Raw genomic sequence first — 18,373 nt, 5'->3', positions numbered from 1 at the left:
GGCCGGGCGCCGGGCTGCGCACGGCGCGGTGCCGTTTTCAAGCAGCCTGGCGCCTCGCCAACTGGCGCCTGTCAGCCGCCGTTCAGGAAGGCCAGGCAGGGATCCGGACGGCTGACTGCAGCGCCCGCGTCAAGCAGCAGATCAAATTTTCCGCTGATCTGTCCGCCCTCGGACTGGCCCAGGCTGCGGATCCGCACCGCTGGACGGGCCCGGGCCAAGTAGACCGCCAGTCCGCGGTCGGTGCGGGCATGGCCATTGCCGGTGATCACGGCCACTGGACCGCCGGTTTCCGCAAGTGCCTTATCCGCGGCCTCTGCCAGGGCAGCGTCCCGCAGGCGTTGGAACTCCACCAGGACAGGCAGCATCTCAACCGGCATCGCATTGCAATGATTGGCCTGCTGGTCCGCCTCACGCGCGGCCTGCTCTGCCTCCGGCAGCGGCCGGTCAAGGCCAAAGCGGGCCGCGTCTTCAGCCCCGTAATAGGCAGCCACGCCGTTTTTCAAAGCCTCCGCAGCCGCGGACCGCGGCACCTGTGCGCCATACTGGCGGGCACTCGCAGCAGCGGCAAATACCGGGGCATAAAGGCTGAAGTCCGGCCAACCGGAATTCACCCAATCCAGCTGCCGGGCCGTCCGCTTTGCATTCGTCAGCGTTTCAGGATCCAATGCAGCTGCCTGCATTGCTGTGATCATCTCCCAGACCACAGCCTTGGGTTGCAGCTGTGCCAGCAGCAATGCCTGCCGCTGGTGATGCACAGGATTGTCATGCACCTCACCGAGAATCACAACATCTGCGCCGCCCAGCAGCCGGGCTGCCGCGGACACCTCATCCGCCCGGACGCCAGACATGCTGAGCGCCGCCAGACCGGCGGCGCTCAACACGATTTTAAGGAAATTTATCTGCTCTCTCATGAAAGCAGTCTGTGCACCTCGCGCGACTGGCCCTCAAGGCTTTTGCGCATTTTCTGGAACGCCCCGGCCTCCAGCTGGCGGACCCGTTCCTTGGAGAGCCCCAGTTCGGTTCCCAGGCTTTCCAAGGTGCGCGGGCGTTCCCGCAGCTTGCGTTCGGTGATGATGAAGCGCTCACGGTCATTCAGCGCCTGCAGCGCAGAAACCAGCCATTTGCGCAGCTGGCGGCGGTCGTGCCGCTCCTGGACCAGCTCATCAGCCTGAGACGTGTCATCTTCCAGTGCGTCTATCCACTCGCGGCCTTCCTCATCGCTGGACTGCACCGCATTGAGCGAAAAGTCGGCACCAGACAGGCGCCCCTCCATCATCTCAACGTCGCGCAGCGGCACCCCGATTTCAGTCGCAATCTTCTGATGCAGCTGATGCCGGTCCAGCCGCGCGCCCGACGAACGGGCCTCGCGCTCCAGTTGCGCCTGCACCCGGCGCATGTTGAAAAACAGCGATTTCTGTGACGACGTGGAACCGGTGCGCACCATCGACCAGTTGCGCATGACATAGTCCTGAATCGACGCTTTGATCCACCAGACCGCATAGGTCGAAAACCGAACCCCCCGGTCCGGATCAAATTTGTCGGCGGCCTTCATCAGCCCCAGACCCGCCTCCTGTATCAGATCGTTCATCGGCGCCCCGTAGCGCTTGAACTTGGCCGCCATGGAAATTGCCAGGCGCATGTAAGCGTTGATGAGCCGGTGCAGCGACTTTACATCGCGGTCATCGCGCCATGCGTAAGCCAGACGCCGCTCGGTTTCAGCATCCAAAAGCTCTGCCTTCATCGCCTGCCGCGGCAATGGGTTTTCGATTGTGGAATCTAGTGCCATTTTATTTCCCCCCGGAAACTAATTAACAAACCACCGATGCCTGGGGACGCATATGGAACAAAGTTGAGCCCGGGTCTTCTATAGGCCGGCAGCAGCAGCGCACTGGATACGACTTTTGCCATATCCACAGGCCAAAAAATGGAAAAGAAAAATGGTTTTTGGCCCCTGCGCAGACTTTCCCGGCCTTAATAAGTGGAACCCCGGGATACTGCGGTCTCTTGTCTTAACCGGGCCCTGCGTTTACCCACAGGAACGGCTTCGTTCTTACAGGTTAGCAAAAAATGCCTGCAAATGTAACTTTTATTCTAGGGGGGGCGGCCTCTGGAAAGTCGGCCTTTGCCGAACAGATCTGTACAAACACCGGAAAAGACAGGTTTTACTGGGCGACTGCACAAATTTTTGACAGCGAAATGCGCGAGAAAGTGTCCCGCCATCTCATGCAAAGGGGTTCGGGGTGGACAACTGTCGAAGAACCGGAAACAGCCAGCCGGGTTCTGGATGCGCTGACCGCAAAACAAATTTGCCTGATGGACTGCGCCACCATGTGGCTGACCAACCATCTGCTGGCCGGGAATGACCTGAATCTTGCACAGGAAAACCTGCTGGCAGCAATCGGCCGCTGCCGTGCAGACCTGGTAGTGGTTTCCAACGAAACCGGCCTAGGGATTGTGCCCGAGAATAAACTGGCCCGCCGTTTCCGCGAGGCGCAGGGGCGGCTCAATATCGCACTGGCAACGCGTGCAGATACGGTTGTGCAGGTGACCGCCGGGCTGCCGCTGCTGCTGAAGGGGGCGTTATGACCACCCGGTTGTTCCTGGTGCGGCACGGGCCTACACACGCCAAATGCATGGTCGGCTGGTCGGATCTGCCGGCAGACCTGTCCGACACCTCCGCGCTGAAACGACTGTCGGATTACCTGCCGGCTGACGCATTAATCGTCTCCTCCGACCTGTCGCGCGCAGTTGATACAGCCAGCGCGATCCAGGGCAGCCGTCAGCGCCTCCCCCATGTCGCGGCGTTGCGTGAAATCCATTTCGGCGCTTGGGAGCTGAGAACCTGGGCCGAGGTGGACGCCGAGGACCCGGACCGGATCCGGGCCTATTGGGAAACGCCGGGCGACGTGACCCCGCCGGGCGGCGAAAGCTGGCATCAGGTCTGTGACCGGGTGAATGCGGCGGTTGACGGGCTGATCAACGCGAATCAGGGCCGCGACTTGATCGTCGTGGGGCATTTCGGGCAAATACTGACCCAGATACAGCGGGCAGAGTTACTGACTTCCGCAGAGGCCTTCAGCCATCGGATCGACAACCTGTCGGTCACCGATGTCGCTGTGGGCCGTGATGGCTGGAAGACAGGCGCCATAAATCACCTTCCGTGATTCAATGCATCACAAACATTCCATTTCAGAATGATAATGCACGCAGTAGCCTTACCTCATGGCTTATGAAATCTATATCGGCGACCGCATGTTCTCCAGCTGGTCATTGCGCGGCTGGCTCATGCTCGAAAAATTTGCTCTTCCCCATACGGTGCATCTGGTGGGGTTGTACTCAGGAACCATGGCGGAAGAAATGGCGCATCTGGCCCCGGCCCGGCTGGTGCCCGCGCTGCGCACACCAGAGGGCACAGTTGTAGGCGAAAGCCTGGCGATAGCCGAGACGCTGGCCGAACAGAACCCGGACGCCGGGCTTTGGCCCGCGGATCCCGCACAGCGAGCCGCCGCTCGCTGGCTGGCGGCCGAAATGGTCGCGGGCTTTGGCGCGCTGCGCGGCGAATGCCCGATGCAGCTGGCACATATCTACCAAGAGTTTGAGACGTCCGGCGCCGTTCAGGCGGACCTGGACCGAATTGAAACGCTGTTCGCCCATGCGCGCAACGTTTCCGGCCTGGCAGACGGTTATCTGTTCGGAGAGTATTCGCTGGCGGAGGTGTTCTACACCCCGGTTGCCGCACGCATCATCGGCTACGGGCTGCCGGTCTCTGCCGCAACGCACGCCTATTGCAAGCTGCTGCTGTCCGATCCGGCCGTTCTGCGCTGGCAAGAACAGGCACATGAGGTCAGCTACGATCCGGAACCTTATGCGCGGGATCTGCCGCGGCGGCCTTGGTCTCTGGATTGAACCGGCCGCCAGCGCGAATTCTGCGTGAATTCGCCCGGTGGCACCCCAAACGTTAACGACTCGGAAACCACGAACACCAAGCCTTTCTCCCTGAACCAGAAGGGGCGGGGAGAAATGACAGCACGGTCCTACACAGTTGCCTTTCAGGGGGTTGAGGCCCGCTTGGTCGAGGTGCAATGCGCCGTCGCGCCCGGCCTGCCGGCGTTTTCCGTCGTCGGATTGCCGGACAAAGCGGTGTCCGAGGCCCGGGAACGGGTGCGTGCTGCCTTTGCGGCGATGTCCATCGCCCTGCCCTCCCGCCGGATCACCGTCAACCTGTCACCCGCTGACCTGCCCAAGGAAGGCAGTCATTTCGATCTGCCGATTGCGCTGGCTCTGCTGGCGGCAATTGGAATCCTACCAGCGGAAAAGGCCGAGGAGACCATCGCGCTGGGCGAACTGTCGCTGGACGGCCAGCTGATGCCTGTCGCGGGTGCGCTGCCCGCGGCCGTCACCGCAGCAGAGGAAGGGCGGATGCTGCTCTGCCCGAAACCATCCGGCCCCGAGGCCGCCTGGGTCGATGCAGCACAGGTGATCGGTGCCGCCACGCTGACCGAAGTGGTACAGCACTTCACCGGCCAGCGGCGCATTGAACCCTCCGCCCCGGGCGAGGCCGTCAGCGGGCTGGGCGGCAAGGACCTGCGCGACGTCAAGGGCCAGGAACAAGCCAAAAGAGCGCTGGAGATTGCTGCCGCGGGGCGTCACCACATGCTGATGATCGGGCCGCCCGGGTCCGGCAAATCGATGCTGGCGGCGCGGCTGCCTTCGATTCTGCCGCCGCTGTCACCGGCCGAGGCATTGGAAACCTCGATGATCCATTCCTTGTGCGGCCTGATTGATGCAGGCGGCATCAGCCGCGCCCGCCCTTTCCGCGAACCGCATCACACCGCCTCCATGGCCGCGATTGCCGGTGGCGGACGGCGGGCGCAGCCGGGGGAAATCAGCCTGGCGCATAATGGGGTGCTGTTTCTGGATGAGCTGCCTGAGTTCGGCCGTCCCGTGCTGGAAACGCTGCGCCAGCCGCTGGAATCCGGAGAGGTGATGGTGGCGCGCGCCAACGCACACGTGAAATACCCCAGCCGTTTCATGCTGGTCGCTGCGGCCAATCCCTGCAAATGCGGTTATCTGGCTGATGCCAACCGCGCCTGTTCGCGGGCACCAATGTGCGGAGCAGACTATCTGGGGCGGATTTCCGGCCCGCTGCTGGACCGGTTCGACCTGCATTTGGACGTGCCGCCGGTGGATGTGTCCGATCTGGAATTACCGCCCGGCGCCGAGGGCTCGGCCCAGGTGGCGCAAAGGGTCGCGGTTGCCCGGGAAACGCAGACAGAGCGGTTCCGCGGCCACCCTGGCTTGCGCCAGAACGCGGATGCCGAAGGCGCTGTGCTGGAGGAAATTGCGGCGCCGGATGCCGAAAGCCGTGATCTATTGCTCCGTGCTGCCGAACGGTTTGGCCTCAGCGCCCGCGGATACCACCGGGTACTGCGCGTTGCCCGCACCATTGCCGACCTGGCCCGCGAGGACCAGGTGCAACGCCGGCATTTCGCCGAAGCGCTAAGTTTCAGGCTGCCCCCATCCCGGTAAGCCGCCGTCGAAAGCGGATATGGCAAAGGCGGCAGCTTCATCCAATGCGGCCTGCCCCTCCGGCAGATGTCCAGCCATGAATTGCCAAACGTGCGGCACATCCGGCCAAAGGCTCAGCCGCACCGCGCCGCCTGCCTCCTCCAGACGCTGCGCCATACGCTGCGCATCCGACAGCAACACCTCGGTATCCCCGGCCTGAATCAGCACCGGCGGCGGGTTTGCGAACTTTGCGAACAAAGGCGAGGCCCGGACATCTGCCGGATCTGCACCTGCCAGATACTGATCAACGGCTTCCTTCATCCGTCCGGCAGGAATGATCACATCCCTGAAGCGGTTGGCCTCGATGCTTGCCCCGCTCAGCGTCAGATCGCACCAAGGCGACAGCGCAATAAGCCCCGCGGGCCGTTCTCCCTCGGCGAGAAGGCCTGCAAGCAGCGCCAGCGCCAGCCCGCCGCCGGCGCTGTCGCCTGCAAGCAGGATACCGTCAGCTCCATAACCCGTGCTGCGCAAATACCGCCAGGCCGCCAGCGCATCCTCGAAAGCAGCCGGAAACGGTGCCTCTTGCAGCAGCCGGTAGTCGGGCACGGCAACCTCCACGCCAGCGGCACAAGACAGACGCGACAGCATGCCCTGATAAGCGCGGGCGCTGCCTGCCAGATAGGCACCGCCATGCAGGAAAAGGATAATCTGCCGGTTCCGCGTCCTGCCGGCGGACAGCAGGTACAACGGCACTGGCGCTGGCCGCCTCAGCAGCCGGGTAAAGGGCAGCGCCGGGCAGAACAGCGGCGCCGCAAGCTCGAAACTTTTGCGCGCCAACTCCGGACTGCTGGTGCACTGCAGCACCGGTTTCATGCCATAACGCATCCATGCGTTTATGGCCCGGCGCTGCCAGCTCATCAGCTGATCTTGGCTTCGATCGCCTGCCAGACCTTTTCGGCGATATTCACCCCGTCGAAGCGCTCCAGCTCCTGAATCCCGGTGGGAGAGGTCACGTTGATCTCGGTCAGGTAGTCGCCGATCACGTCGATGCCGACAAAGATCTGGCCCTTTTCGCGCAGCAACGGTCCGATGGCGGCGCAGATTTCCAGATCCCGCTCGCTCAGCCCGGTTTTCTCGGGCCGTCCGCCCACATGCATGTTGGAGCGCGTCTCGCCCGCAGCCGGCACGCGATTGATGGCGCCGACAGGTTCGCCGTCAACCAGAATCACCCGTTTGTCGCCGTTGCTGACATCCGGCAGGAACTTCTGCACAATCAGCGGCTCGCGGCTGAAACCGGTGAACAGCTCGTGCAGCGAAGTGAGGTTGCGGTCATTGGCATCCAGCCGGAACACGCCGGCACCGCCGTTGCCATAGAGCGGCTTAAGGATCACATCGCCATGCTTTTCCTTGAACGCCTTGATGGTTTGCAGATCGCGGGCAATGGTGGTCGGCGGGGTCAGGCCCGGGAAGGTCAGAACCAGCAGTTTTTCCGGATAATTGCGCACCCAGAACGGATCATTCACCACCAGCGCCTGGTCCTTCAGCATGTCCAGCAAGTGGGTCGAGGTGATGTAGTGCATATCGAACGGAGGGTCCTGCCGAAGCCAGACCACATCAAACTCCGCCAGATCCACCTCGCGCTCCGGACCGAGCACTGCCGGGGCATTTGCCACCCGCTGCACCGTCATATCGTGGCCGCGCGCGGTGATGCGGCCTTCCTGATAGGCCAGCTGATCAGGGGCATAGTAGAACAGCTCATGCCCGCGCGCCTGCGCTTCTTCAGCCAGGCGGAAGCTGCTGTCGGCGTTGATGTCCACGCCCATGACCGGGTCCATCTGAAAGGCGATTTTCATGGCAGTATCCCTTGTAAACTGGCCGAATACATGGCCCACCCCGCCCCAGGGTTCAATGGGGCAGCTGCGGATCAGTCAAAGCCGAAAGCGTTTTCGATAATCTCCACCGCTCCAGTGCCGTTGACCAGCGCCGCGTCGAACCGCACCGGCGTCAGCTGGCCCTGCGGCTCGTTCTCCAGGTATTGCCCGGCGCTGGCATAAATGCGTTCCGCCTGCCGGGGCGTGATGCGCAGGGCGGCAGCGGCGCTGGTTGAGCTGTGTTTCACCTCCACAAAAATCAGCTCGTCCGGCCCGCGCAGAATCAGGTCGATTTCGCCGCCTGCCCCGCGCCAGCGGCGCTCCGCAACGGTGTAACCACGATTCTCGTAGTGGCGTGCGACAATCTCTTCCGCCGCCTCTCCGGCCAGATGGGCGCGGGCACCGCGATGCTGGCGGGCGCGGGTCATGTCTCAGCCGCCCTTGGCCAGCTGCAGCGCCAGCTGGTAGATCTTGCGCCGCGGCAGACCGTGCATTTCGGCAACAATGCCGGCGGCATCCTTGACTGAATTGCCCTGAAGTGCCGCTTGCAGGTCGCTTTCCAGATCCCCCTCGCTCACCTCGGCCTGTTGCGCCCGGTCAACCAGCAGCACGATCTCGCCCTTGACTGGTTTTTCCTCCAGCCCCGCAGCCAACCCGGCAAGCGGGGCGCGGCGCACTTCCTCAAACTTCTTGGTCAGCTCGCGGCACAGCGCGGCGGAGCGGTTGCCCAGCACCGCGGCCATGTCGGCAACCGAGGCGGCAATACGTTTCGGTGATTCATAAAAGATCAGCGTGCCGGGGATGTCCCGCAGTTCCTCCAGCCGCTTGCGCCGCGCGCCGGAGGCATTAGGCAGGAAACCTGCAAAGAAAAACGCATCCGTAGGCAGCCCTGCCAGCGTCAGCGCGGTTGCCGCCGCCGAGGCGCCGGGGGCGCAGGTGACCGTATGCCCGGCCTCCGCCGCAGCACGGCTGAGGTCAAATCCCGGATCGGCAATCAGCGGCATCCCGGCCTCCGACGCATAGGCAACAGATTTCCCCTCCGCCACCGCCTCCAGCAGTTTGGCGCGGGCGCCTGCACCGCTGTGGTCATGGTAGGCAATGATCCGCCGCCCGTTTAAGGGAACACCGTGAATCTCCATCAGTTTGCGCAGCGAGCGTGTATCCTCAGCTGCAAGCACATCGGCCGAGGCCAGCACATCCAGCGCACGCAGGGTAATGTCGCGGGCAGTGCCAATGGGCGTGGCAACAAAGTAAAGCCCCGGGGACAATATGACATTCTGGTGATTCAACGCTGGACCCGCCTTTTTGGTCGTTTATGATCCGCCCTTAAACCCACACGGTGCAGCCGCGCCGGGAGAACGGAGTTTCAAGCCATTATGTTTGCTGTTTTCAAACGCGCCCGCAAGGCGGCACTGACAGCCGCCGCGGCACTTTCCGCACTTGCCCTGACAGCCTGTGACCCGGTTTCCCTCAGCACAGGTCCGACAATCAACACGTCAAAACCGGTGCCGGTGGCGCTGCTGGTGCCACGCGGATCAGCCCAGCAGGGCGACAGAGTGCTGGCGCAAAGCCTGGAAAACGCTGCCCGCATGGCGATTGCCGATTTGCAAGGCGTGCAGATTGATCTCCGGGTCTATGACACGGCGGGCGGACCCGAAGTGGCTTCGGGTGCTGCGCAGCAGGCGCTGCAGGACGGCGCCCGTGTCATTCTGGGTCCGGTGTACGCCGAAGCCGCAAATGCAGCGGGCATCGCCGCCCGCCAGCGCGGCGTCAACGTGCTGGCCTTTTCAAACAACCCAGCAATTGCCGGCGGCAACGTCTTTATCCTGGGGCCTACCTTTGACAATACCGCACGGCGGCTGACCCGCTTTGCCGCCCGCAACGGCAAGCAGAACATCCTGATTGTCGGCGGCAATGATGCTGCCGGCCTGGCTGGCCGCACTGCCATTCAGCGCGCGGCCAGCCAGACCGGTGCCAATATTGCAGGCAGCGTCGGCTATGAGCTGTCCCAGCAGGGCGTGATCAACGCCATTCCGGCGATCCGCAATCAATCCCGCCAGGCAGATGCGGTGTTTCTGACCTCGACCACAGCCGGCGCCCTGCCGCTGCTGGCCCAGCTGCTGCCCGAAGCCGGTGTGGATCCGGCAGAAAAGCAGTATATCGGGCTGACCCGCTGGGATATTCCAGCCCAAACGCTGGCTCTGCCCGGTGTGCAGGGCGGCTGGTTCGCAATGCCCGACCAGGGCAAGGTTCAGCAATTCAGCGCCCGCTACCAGGCGAACTATGGCGGATCGCCGCATTCGATCGGCAGCCTGGCCTATGACGGGATTGCCGCAATCGGCGCACTTGTGGCTGCCGGAAAATCCGACGCTTTGACCGGTGCGGCTCTGACTCAAGGCGCCGGTTTTCAGGGTGCCGGCGGCATTTTCCGCCTGCGCCCGGACGGCACCAATGAGCGCGGCCTGGCGGTCGCTACCATCCAAGAACAGAAGGTCGTGATCATTGACCCTGCCCCAAGCAGCTTCACCGGCGCCGGATTCTGAACCCGCTGCCGGCCTCGCGCAGTACGCCGCCGACGGCTTTCCCGAACCGCAAGGCCCGTTGATCTGCGATCCTGCGGACATCTTTGATGCCGCGGCGGTCCGGGCCCGGATCAGAACCATGGCAGAGGACACCACTGCTGCGGATCTGCGCGGGGAAACGGTGAAGGTTCTGAAGGCGGCAAACAAGGCCGGCCGTGCAGTGATTGCCGAAGCCTTTGCCGCGACCCCCTTTGCGGCCCGGGACCTGACCCGGTCCTACACATTCCTGACCGACGGTCTGGTGACCACGGCATTGTATGTCGCGGGTGAATTGCTTCACCCGCTGGCTAACCCGACCCGGGGCGAGCGCATCGCGGTAATCGCGGTTGGCGGTTATGGCCGGGGGGAAATGGCCCCTGCCTCGGACGTCGATCTGCTGTTTCTGACACCCTACAAGATCACCGCCTGGGCCGAGAGCGTAATCGAATCTATGCTCTACATCCTGTGGGATCTGCGGCTGAAGGTCGGCCATTCCAGCCGAACAATCAAGGACTGCATCCGGCTGGGCGGCGAGGATTACACGATCCGCACCGCAATGCTGGAGCACCGGTTCCTGGCCGGCCACGTGCCGCTGGCAAGGGAGCTGGAAAAGCGGCTGAAGGCGGAACTGTTTTCGCAGGACGCGTCTGACTTCATTGAAGCCAAACTGGCCGAGCGCGACGCCCGCCATCTGAAGCAGGGCCAGCGGTATATGGTTGAGCCCAATGTAAAGGAAGGCAAAGGGGGCTTGCGCGATCTGCAATCGCTGTTCTGGATCGCCAAGTACCTTTACCAGGTGCAAGACGCGGAAGACCTGGTGCCGCTGGGCCTGTTCCGCCCCGCTGAACTGGAGCGGTTTGCCAAAGCCGCGACTTTTCTCTGGGCGGTGCGCTCGCATCTGCATCTTGCCACCGGCCGCGCCACTGAGCAGCTGACCTTCGACTTGCAGGTCGAGGTGGCCAGCCGCATGGGATACAAGGACAAGGCCGGCCGCCGCGGGGTGGAGATCTTCATGCAGGAGTATTTCCGCCATGCCACACGAGTCGGCGACCTGACCCGGATTTTCCTGACCAAGCTGGAGGCCAGTCAGCAAAAAGGCGCGCCGCTGCTGGAACGCATCTTCCGCAGGCGCCCGCGGATCAAGCCCGGCTACAAAGTGGTGCACAACCGGCTGGATGTGCAGGATCCGGAAGCATTTCTGGCCGACCGGGTGAATTTGCTGCGGATTTTCGAGGAAGCCCTGCGCACCGGTATGCTGATCCACCCCGATGCCATGCGGCTGGTCACCGCCAATCTGCGTCTGATTGATGACGGCATGCGCAACGACAAGGAAGCCCAGCGCATCTTCCTCGACCTGCTGCTCAAGCACGGCAATCCGGAGCGCGCGCTGCGGCGGATGAATGAACTGGGGGTGCTGTCGGCCTTCCTGCCCGAGTTCGAGCCGATCGTGGCAATGATGCAGTTCAACATGTACCACTCCTACACGGTGGACGAACACACGATCCAGGTGATCGCCAATTTCGCCGCCATCGAACGCGGCGAGCTGGAAGACGAGCTGCCGCTGTCCTCGGGCGTGCTGCGCAAGGGGTTGAACCGCAAGGTGCTGATGGTGGCGATGCTGCTGCATGACATCGGCAAGGGCCGTGAACAGGATCACTCGATCCTCGGCGCCCAAATCGCCCGCAAGGTGGCCCCCAGGCTGGGGCTGAAACCGTCTGAATGCGAAACCGTGGAATGGCTGGTGCGCTATCACCTGCTGATGTCCGACATGGCGCAGAAACGCGACATTGCCGATCCGCGCACCGTGCGCGATTTCGCCAAGGCTGTGCAAACAGTCAAACGGCTGGACCTGCTGCTGCTGCTGACCGTTTGTGACATCCGCGGCGTAGGCCCGAACACCTGGAACAACTGGAAAGCCGCCCTGCTGCGGGCGCTTTATGGCCAGACCCGCGCAGCGCTCGAAGGCGGCATGGAGGCGCTGAACCGCGAACACCGCGGGGCGTCGGCCAAGAAGGCCCTGCGCGAGGCGCTGAAGGATTGGTCCAAAGCCGAACTCAAAACCGAAACCGCCCGGCACTATCCGCCCTACTGGCACGGGCTGCACATCACCGCCCATGTGGATTTCGCCGAGATGCTGCGCGATTACACCGCCAAGGGCGATCCAAGCGAGGTGATGATCCGGCTTTACCCGGATGTCGACCGCGACGCGACCCGCGCCTGTTTCGTGATGGAGGACCACCCTGGCATCTTTGCCCGCATCGCCGGCGCGCTGGCACTGGTCGGCGCCAATGTGGTGGATGCGCGCTCCTACACGACCAAGGACGGATACGTGACCGACGCCTTCTGGATTCAGGACAGCGAAGGCCACCCCTTCGATCCGATGCGCCTGCACCGGCTTAAGCAGATGCTTGAGAAGACCCTGAAGGGCGAAGTGATCACCCGCGACGCTTTGAAATCCCGCGACAAGATCAAGAAACGGGAGCGCGCCTTCAAGGTGCCAACCCATATCACCTTCGACAACGACGGCTCGGAGATCTACACCATCATCGAGGTGGATACGCGCGACCGCCCCGGGCTGCTGTATGATCTGGCCCGGGCGCTGGCGTCGGCCAATGTCTATATCGCCAATGCGGTGATTGCGACCTACGGCGAGCAGGTGGTGGATGCCTTTTATGTCAAGGACATGTTCGGCTTGAAATATTACGCAGACTCCAAGCAGCGGACGCTGGAAAAGAAACTGCGCGAGGCCATCGCCGAAGGTGCAAAACGGGCGGATACATGAAACCGATCAAATTGCTATCGGGGTTCCTGACCGTCGGGTTCTGGACATTGGCCAGCCGTGTTCTGGGCTTTGCCCGCGAGATCCTGATTGCCGCCTTTATCGGCCCCGGTCCGGTGCTGGACGCCTTCATCGTGGCTTTCCGCCTGCCCAACATGTTCCGCCGCTTCTTTGCAGAAGGTGCCTTCAACGCGGCCTTTGTGCCAGCCTTTTCCAAGCGCTACGAGGCCGGTGAGGATGCCAGGCACTACGCGCAGCAGGCGTTCAATCTATTGGCCGCTGCGGTGCTGGCCCTGGTGGGGCTGGGCATGGTGTTCATGCCGGGGCTGGTCTGGCTGACGGCAGGCGGGTTTGTGGGCGATGCCCGTTTCGGCATGGCGGTGGGCTACGGCTACATCGTCTTTCCCTATATCCTGTTCATGTCGCTGGCCGCATTGTTTTCCGGGGTTCTGAATGCCACCGGCCGCTTTGCCGCCGCCGCCGCCGCACCGGTCCTCCTCAACATATTTGCCTGTGCGGCCATGGCTGCCGGCGCCCTGCTGGGCGGCGATGTCGTCCTGTGGCTGGTCTGGACAATCCCGGTTGCAGGTGTCGCCCAGCTGGCCCTGGTTTGGGCGGCCGCGGCGCGTGCAGGCATTGTCCTGCGCCCCGGCCTGCCCCGCTGGAACTTCGAGATGCGCAACCTGGTCCGCGTCGCCGTGCCGGCTGCGCTGGCCATGGGGGTCACTCAGATCAACCTGGTTGTCGGGCAATACGTGGCCTCTGACATCGAAAAGGCGGCCAGCTGGCTGTTCATCGCCGACCGGCTGTACCAACTGCCATTGGGCGTTGTCGGTATTGCTGTCGGCATCGTGCTGCTGCCTGCCCTGTCGCGCCGTCTTCGGGCCGGGGACAGCACCGGTTCACAAGACGCGTTGTCGCGCGCAGGAGAATTCTCGCTGCTGCTGGCAGTGCCTTCCGCCGTCGCCTTTATCACCGTGCCCGTGCCGCTGGTCTCGGTCCTGTATGAGCGCGGCGCGACCGGCCCCGAAGATGTGGCGGCCATTGCCATTGCGGTCGCCATCTATGGCGCAGGCCTGCCGGCCTTTATGCTGCAAAAGGTGCTGCAGCCGCTTTACTTTGCCCGCGAGGATACCAAGACTCCATTCCGCTATGCGCTGGTGGCGATGGCAGTGAACGCCGCGCTGGCCTTTGGCCTGAAACCTGTCCTGGGCTGGATTGCCCCCGCAATTGCCGCCTCTGCCGCAGGCTGGGCGATGGTGGCGCTGTTGGCGATCGGTGCCCGCCGGATGGGGGAAGAGGCCCGTTTTGATGCCCGCTTCCTTACCCGCGCCTGGCGCATCGTGGTTGCCTCAGCCGCAATGGGCGCGGTGCTTTATACCGTCACCTCGGCAGCGGGCTGGTTGTTTACGCTGGATTACTGGCGCTACTTGTCCCTGCTTGGCCTGGTGGCACTGGGCGGCACGGTCTATTTTGCCGCCGGCCAGGCCCTTGGCGCCTTCCGCCTGTCCGAATTCCGGACTGCTTTCAGCCGCCGCAAGCAGGTCTGACTCCTCGCACCCGCTGCGGGGGTCGCCGGCTGGAATTGCCCCGTCAGAGGCTGTGACAGCCGGCGGGAGCGCCCCGGGTTCAATCGTGGCGAATACGGTTGCGGATACGCGCCCAGCCCCCCGGTGCCAGGAAAAACGACAGCCCGAATCCGGTGGCAAAGCCTGCCAGATCCGCGACCCAGTCCTTTTGCCCGCCAAACAGCAATCCAAACAGCAGCTGTGCCCCCATCAGGAAAGCTATCAGTGAAAACGCCCGGCTCTGCTGAGCACCGACCGAGGCCAGCGAGCGCCACAGCAGAAAGGTAAATGCCCCGATAAGCCCGTAAACCGCCGGGAAACCGCCGATCAATGGCTGGCCTCCGCTGACCAGAAGCGCATAGCCCAGCGCGCCGCCTGCACCGGACAACACAAAAATGATCACCATCGCCAGATCGCCCATCACCTCGCCCACCATTTTGCCCATTGCCAGCACAAAGACACAGACAAACAGCGCATGGGTGAAGGCGCCGTGCACAAAGGGGTACGATACAAAGCGCAGCAGATGCTCCGGCAGCCAGCGCCCGCTATCCTGCATCCACCAGAAGATCTCGCTGGAAAACGCATAGGACTGGATTGCCTCCAGCCTCCAGCCGATCGCCTCCGGCCCGCCCAGGATCCCGCGGGCGCCGAGCGAGAACACCGCTTCGATCGCGATGACAATCAGCACCAGCGCCACCACGGCGGCGGGCAGCGGGTTGACCGGGGCCCGGTTGACGGGGGTATTCGGGGGCTGGTTGCTCATCCTGGCTCCTTGCGGCGCGGAATCCCCCGCGCCTGTTGACCTATCCAAGCCTCATGGGTAAGCCACCGGGGTTGCTATTTCCAGACGGGAGTTACGCCTAGATGAGCGAAACCACATTCACCCCGCGCGTCTTTTCGGGGATTCAGCCCTCCGGCAACCTGCACCTGGGCAATTATCTTGGTGCCTTGAAGCGGTTCGTCGACTGGCAGGCCAATGATGTGGAGACCATCTATTGCATGGTCGACCTGCATGCGATCACCGTCTGGCAGGATCCTGCCGATCTGCGGAAATCCACCCGTGAACTCTGTGCAGGTTTCCTGGCTGCTGGCCTGGATCCCGAGAAATCCATCCTGATAAACCAGTCCCAGGTGCCCGAGCACGCGCAGCTGGCCTGGATCTTCAACTGCGTCGCCCGCATGGGCTGGATGCAGCGGATGACCCAGTTCAAGGACAAGGCCGGCAAGAACGCGCAAAACGCCTCGCTTGGCCTGCTGGCCTATCCGTCGCTGATGGCAGCCGACATTTTGGTCTACCACGCCACCCACGTGCCGGTGGGCGAGGATCAGAAACAGCATTTGGAACTGACCCGCGACATCGCCGCCAAGTTCAACCATGACTATGGCGTCGATTTCTTCCCGATCACCGAACCGGTGATCGAGGGCGCCGCCACCCGGGTGATGAGCTTGCGCGATGGCTCCAAGAAAATGTCAAAGTCCGACCCGTCGGACGCCAGCCGCATCAACATGACTGATGATGCCGACACCATCGCCAAGAAGATCCGCAAGGCGAAGACCGACCCCGAAGGGTTGCCGTCCGAAGCCGGGGGCCTGGAAGCCCGCCCCGAAGCGCGGAACCTGGTCAACATCTACGCCGCCCTGAACGAGCAGAGCGTAGATCAGGTGCTGGCGGATGTCGGCGGCAAGCAGTTCTCGGAGTTCAAGCCGATGCTGGCGGATCTGGCCGTGTCGAAACTGGCGCCGATCTCGACCGAAATGGCGCGGCTGATGCAGAACCAGGATGAGATCGACAAGATCCTGTCCCGCGGCTCGGAGCGCGCGCGCGAAATCACCGCGCCGATCCTGCGTAAGACCTATGACATCGTCGGCATGGTTCCGCCCGTAAGCCTCTGAAACGGCCTGCTGCTGGCGGAAACCAGCCAGACCACAGCCGCCCCTGCCGGGGCGGCTTCTTTTTTGCCGGGATGCGCGGAAACTTTTCCTGCTCTCAGCGGTTACCTCCGTACGGCCCCGTGCCGGAGCAAGGAAGGAACCGCAATGAAACCGGGAATTTTCAAATCGGCCACGGCGCTGGCAGTGGTGGTCTCGCTGGCAGCCCCGCTGCCCGCCCTGTCGCAGGACAAGGGCAACAAGCGTATTGACCTCACCGGGATGACCAACGCCGAGATCGGCGAACTGGTCGAGCGCTGCCGGAACCGCGCCGAGCGGCGGCAGAAGGAACTGGCCGCAGGCGAAGAAGTCCAAGATAAAAAGGGCCGGATTGCCAAGTTCTGCAAGGCCTATGCCACCGGCGCCTTTGACGCCGGCCTGCCGGGTGAACTGCAATCCGCCAGCGTGCTGGCCAGCGTCGCAGAGATGACTGCCGGAACCGAGGCTGAAGCTGAAACCGCCGGTACTGAAACCGGTGTCGAGGCCGGTGCCGAAACGGAGGCGTCCGCCGAAGCAGAGGCTGCCGCAGACACTGCAACCGCCCAGGAAGCGGATGAGCCCGCGGCTCTGGCAGAGGCACTGGAACAGCAGACCGAAGCGCAGGCCGCCGAACAGAACGGGCAGGCCGAAGCAGACCAACCCGCCGGGGCGACCGCCGCTGTCCCGGCCCAGTCGCAGGGCGAAGCCAGCGATGAAACAGACAACCCCGAACTGGTTGAGCTGGACAGCCAGGCCCAGGCTGACGCTCAGGCCGCAGCTGAGACGGGCACCCCAGCAGCGGCCGCAGCCGCGGCAGAAAACACCGCCGGCAAGGCCGAGGTGATCGAGGAAACGGTAACCGAAGACACCGTGCGCAGTTCGGACGAGGAGTTTGAAACCGACGCCGGCGAAAACGCCCAGGCTGCGGCAGAAGCCCCCGACCCGCAGACCAATACCGCCCCAAAACAGGATGACGGCGGCCTGTCCAACCAGCAACGCAACGCGCTGCTTGGCCTTGGCGCCTTGGCCATCGGCACGCTGCTCAACAATGGCGGCAAGGTCGTCTCCAACACCGGCGACCGCGCCATCGTGGAACAGGACGGCCAGTACCGCGTCCTGAAGGACGACGACGCCCTGCTGCGCCAGCCGGGCTCCAACGTGACCGCCTACCGGTTCCAAGACGGCTCCACCCGCACTGTGGTCATCCGCGATAACGGGGTTGAGGTGGAAACCATCCGCTCCGCCGAAGGCCGGGTGCTGCGCCGCACCCGTATCCTGCCTGATGGCCGCAGCGTGGTGCTGTTCGACGACACCCGGAAGGCCGAAAAGGTCGACGTCAACGAGCTGCCGCAGTTTCAGGACAACCGCCGTGCCTTCTCCAGCACCGGCGCAGTCTCAGCACAGGACCTGGCCGCAGCGCTGGCCGCACAGCAGGCACCGGATGCCGGCCGCAGCTTCTCTTTGGCACAGATCCGCAATATTGACGCCGTGCGCCGGCTGGTGCCGGTGATCAACGTGGATTCCGTTAATTTCGACACCGGCTCTGCGGTGATCCGTACCCACCAGGCCGAAGAACTGGCGTCCTTGGGCAACGCGCTGCGTGAATTGGTCGACCGCAACCCGGGCGAAGTGTTCCTGATTGAAGGCCACACCGATGCGGTGGGTGCAGCCACCTACAATCTGGCGCTGTCCGACCGGCGCGCTGAAACGGTGGCGCTGGCTCTGACTGAGTATTTCGGCGTGCCGCCGGAAAACATGGTGGTGCAGGGCTATGGCGAAAGCGATCTGACCGTGAGGACACTGGCCGCTGAACGCGCCAACCGCCGCGTTGCCGTGCGCCGCATTACGCCGCTGCTGGGCAGCGAGGCTGATCGGTGAACAAGAACAATTGCGCCCCGGGGGGCTGCCCCTCCGGGTGTTTGCCTGCCTCTACTCCACCCGCGTCCTGCGCCGGGAAATGAGCCCGTATTTCAGGGCAAAAGACCTGAGCGAGAACCGGCGGCCAAAGGATTTCAGTTGCGGCCGCCCCGGCCGGCGGTCGAATTCATGAATGTCTATCACCCGCTCGGCGCAGCCGCAGCCCTCGCCCAGCCCGACCTTTTTGTAGTAGAACTTTTCGAAACTTTCAGAGTTTGCCATGCCGCCCTCCTTGAGGTCCGCAAGTTTAGTGCAGGCCGG

17 protein-coding genes are annotated in these 18,373 nt (G+C 63.3%); 9 read left to right on the top strand and 8 right to left on the bottom strand.

From position 1 onward, the window contains the following. Positions 1–71: 71 nt before the first annotated feature. Both AC0KW6_RS05155 and AC0KW6_RS05150 read right to left on the bottom strand, forming a co-directional pair. Positions 72–911: a ChaN family lipoprotein gene (locus AC0KW6_RS05155; RefSeq protein ID WP_474034303.1), complete on the bottom strand. Its 840-nt coding sequence runs from the start codon at positions 909–911 to the stop codon at positions 72–74. Continuing rightward, a complete protein-coding gene (locus AC0KW6_RS05150) occupies positions 908–1,786 on the bottom strand; it encodes an RNA polymerase factor sigma-32 (RefSeq protein WP_474034302.1) in 879 nt (292 codons plus the stop codon). Before AC0KW6_RS05150 ends, AC0KW6_RS05155 begins: the two co-directional genes overlap by 4 nt. Before the next feature lie 281 nt (positions 1,787–2,067). Here AC0KW6_RS05150 and cobU point away from each other — a divergent pair, with 281 nt between their 5' ends. The 4 genes from cobU to AC0KW6_RS05130 all read left to right on the top strand — a co-directional run bounded on the left by cobU (position 2,068) and on the right by AC0KW6_RS05130 (position 5,529). After that, positions 2,068–2,586, top strand: a complete 519-nt coding sequence (cobU, locus tag AC0KW6_RS05145) for a bifunctional adenosylcobinamide kinase/adenosylcobinamide-phosphate guanylyltransferase (RefSeq protein WP_323779817.1) — start codon at positions 2,068–2,070, stop codon at positions 2,584–2,586. After that, positions 2,583–3,164 carry a histidine phosphatase family protein gene (locus AC0KW6_RS05140; RefSeq protein WP_323779819.1) on the top strand — a complete coding sequence of 194 codons (582 nt, stop codon included), beginning with the start codon at positions 2,583–2,585 and terminating at the stop codon, positions 3,162–3,164. The genes cobU and AC0KW6_RS05140 overlap by 4 nt, the downstream gene beginning before the upstream one ends. Before the next feature lie 58 nt (positions 3,165–3,222). Further along, complete coding sequence (locus tag AC0KW6_RS05135) at positions 3,223–3,906, top strand: glutathione S-transferase (protein ID WP_323779822.1); 684 nt, start codon at positions 3,223–3,225, stop codon at positions 3,904–3,906. Between the two features lie 114 nt (positions 3,907–4,020). Next, complete coding sequence (locus AC0KW6_RS05130) at positions 4,021–5,529, top strand: YifB family Mg chelatase-like AAA ATPase (protein WP_323779825.1); 1,509 nt, start codon at positions 4,021–4,023, stop codon at positions 5,527–5,529. Here AC0KW6_RS05130 and AC0KW6_RS05125 read toward each other — a convergent pair. The 4 genes from AC0KW6_RS05125 to rsmI form a co-directional block, all read right to left on the bottom strand. Further along, positions 5,500–6,426, bottom strand: coding sequence for an alpha/beta hydrolase fold domain-containing protein (locus AC0KW6_RS05125; RefSeq protein ID WP_474034301.1), 927 nt, complete (start codon positions 6,424–6,426; stop codon positions 5,500–5,502). The two genes, AC0KW6_RS05130 and AC0KW6_RS05125, sit on opposite strands and share 30 nt — an antisense overlap. Continuing rightward, positions 6,426–7,361 carry a glutathione synthase gene (gene gshB, locus AC0KW6_RS05120; RefSeq protein WP_474034300.1) on the bottom strand — a complete coding sequence of 312 codons (936 nt, stop codon included), beginning with the start codon at positions 7,359–7,361 and terminating at the stop codon, positions 6,426–6,428. The genes AC0KW6_RS05125 and gshB overlap by 1 nt, the downstream gene beginning before the upstream one ends. 71 nt (positions 7,362–7,432) lie before the next feature. Next, on the bottom strand, positions 7,433–7,807 hold the full coding sequence (locus AC0KW6_RS05115; RefSeq protein WP_323779833.1) for a YraN family protein: 375 nt from the start codon (positions 7,805–7,807) through the stop codon (positions 7,433–7,435). A gap of 3 nt (positions 7,808–7,810) precedes the next feature. Continuing rightward, on the bottom strand, positions 7,811–8,668 hold the full coding sequence (gene rsmI / locus AC0KW6_RS05110) for a 16S rRNA (cytidine(1402)-2'-O)-methyltransferase (protein WP_323779836.1): 858 nt from the start codon (positions 8,666–8,668) through the stop codon (positions 7,811–7,813). Between the two features lie 87 nt (positions 8,669–8,755). On the opposite strand from rsmI, the gene AC0KW6_RS05105 reads away from it, so the two are divergent. Genes AC0KW6_RS05105 through murJ form a run of 3 tightly spaced genes read left to right on the top strand, consistent with a single transcriptional unit; the run spans position 8,756 to position 14,269 of the window. Then, entirely contained in the window at positions 8,756–9,922 is a 1,167-nt protein-coding gene (locus tag AC0KW6_RS05105) for a penicillin-binding protein activator (protein ID WP_323779839.1), read from the top strand. Beyond that, entirely contained in the window at positions 9,882–12,722 is a 2,841-nt protein-coding gene (locus AC0KW6_RS05100; protein WP_474034298.1) for a [protein-PII] uridylyltransferase, read from the top strand. The genes AC0KW6_RS05105 and AC0KW6_RS05100 overlap by 41 nt, the downstream gene beginning before the upstream one ends. Beyond that, the gene (gene murJ / locus AC0KW6_RS05095) at positions 12,719–14,269 is read left to right on the top strand and encodes a murein biosynthesis integral membrane protein MurJ (protein ID WP_323779841.1); all 1,551 of its coding nucleotides are present in this window, start codon (positions 12,719–12,721) and stop codon (positions 14,267–14,269) included. The genes AC0KW6_RS05100 and murJ overlap by 4 nt, the downstream gene beginning before the upstream one ends. Positions 14,270–14,348: 79 nt before the next feature. Here murJ and AC0KW6_RS05090 read toward each other — a convergent pair whose 3' ends face one another. Then, positions 14,349–15,050 carry a rhomboid family intramembrane serine protease gene (locus AC0KW6_RS05090; RefSeq protein WP_474034297.1) on the bottom strand — a complete coding sequence of 234 codons (702 nt, stop codon included), beginning with the start codon at positions 15,048–15,050 and terminating at the stop codon, positions 14,349–14,351. A 101-nt stretch (positions 15,051–15,151) separates the two neighbouring features. On the opposite strand from AC0KW6_RS05090, the gene trpS reads away from it, so the two are divergent. Together trpS and AC0KW6_RS05080 are read left to right on the top strand one after the other, a co-directional pair. Next, positions 15,152–16,180 (top strand): tryptophan--tRNA ligase, encoded by a 1,029-nt coding sequence (gene trpS / locus AC0KW6_RS05085; protein WP_474034295.1) that lies wholly within the window; start codon positions 15,152–15,154, stop codon positions 16,178–16,180. Between the two features lie 144 nt (positions 16,181–16,324). After that, positions 16,325–18,073 (top strand): OmpA family protein, encoded by a 1,749-nt coding sequence (locus tag AC0KW6_RS05080; protein WP_474034294.1) that lies wholly within the window; start codon positions 16,325–16,327, stop codon positions 18,071–18,073. Positions 18,074–18,124: 51 nt separating this feature from the next. Here the strand turns inward: AC0KW6_RS05080 and AC0KW6_RS05075 are convergent, their stop codons facing one another. After that, positions 18,125–18,334, bottom strand: a complete 210-nt coding sequence (locus AC0KW6_RS05075; protein WP_474034293.1) for a hypothetical protein — start codon at positions 18,332–18,334, stop codon at positions 18,125–18,127. Positions 18,335–18,373 lie beyond the last annotated feature (39 nt).

The organism is Leisingera sp. SA215, from assembly GCF_055902035.1.
Note: the sequence above shows the minus strand (reverse complement) of the source record. Positions and strands in the feature narration are given on the sequence as shown.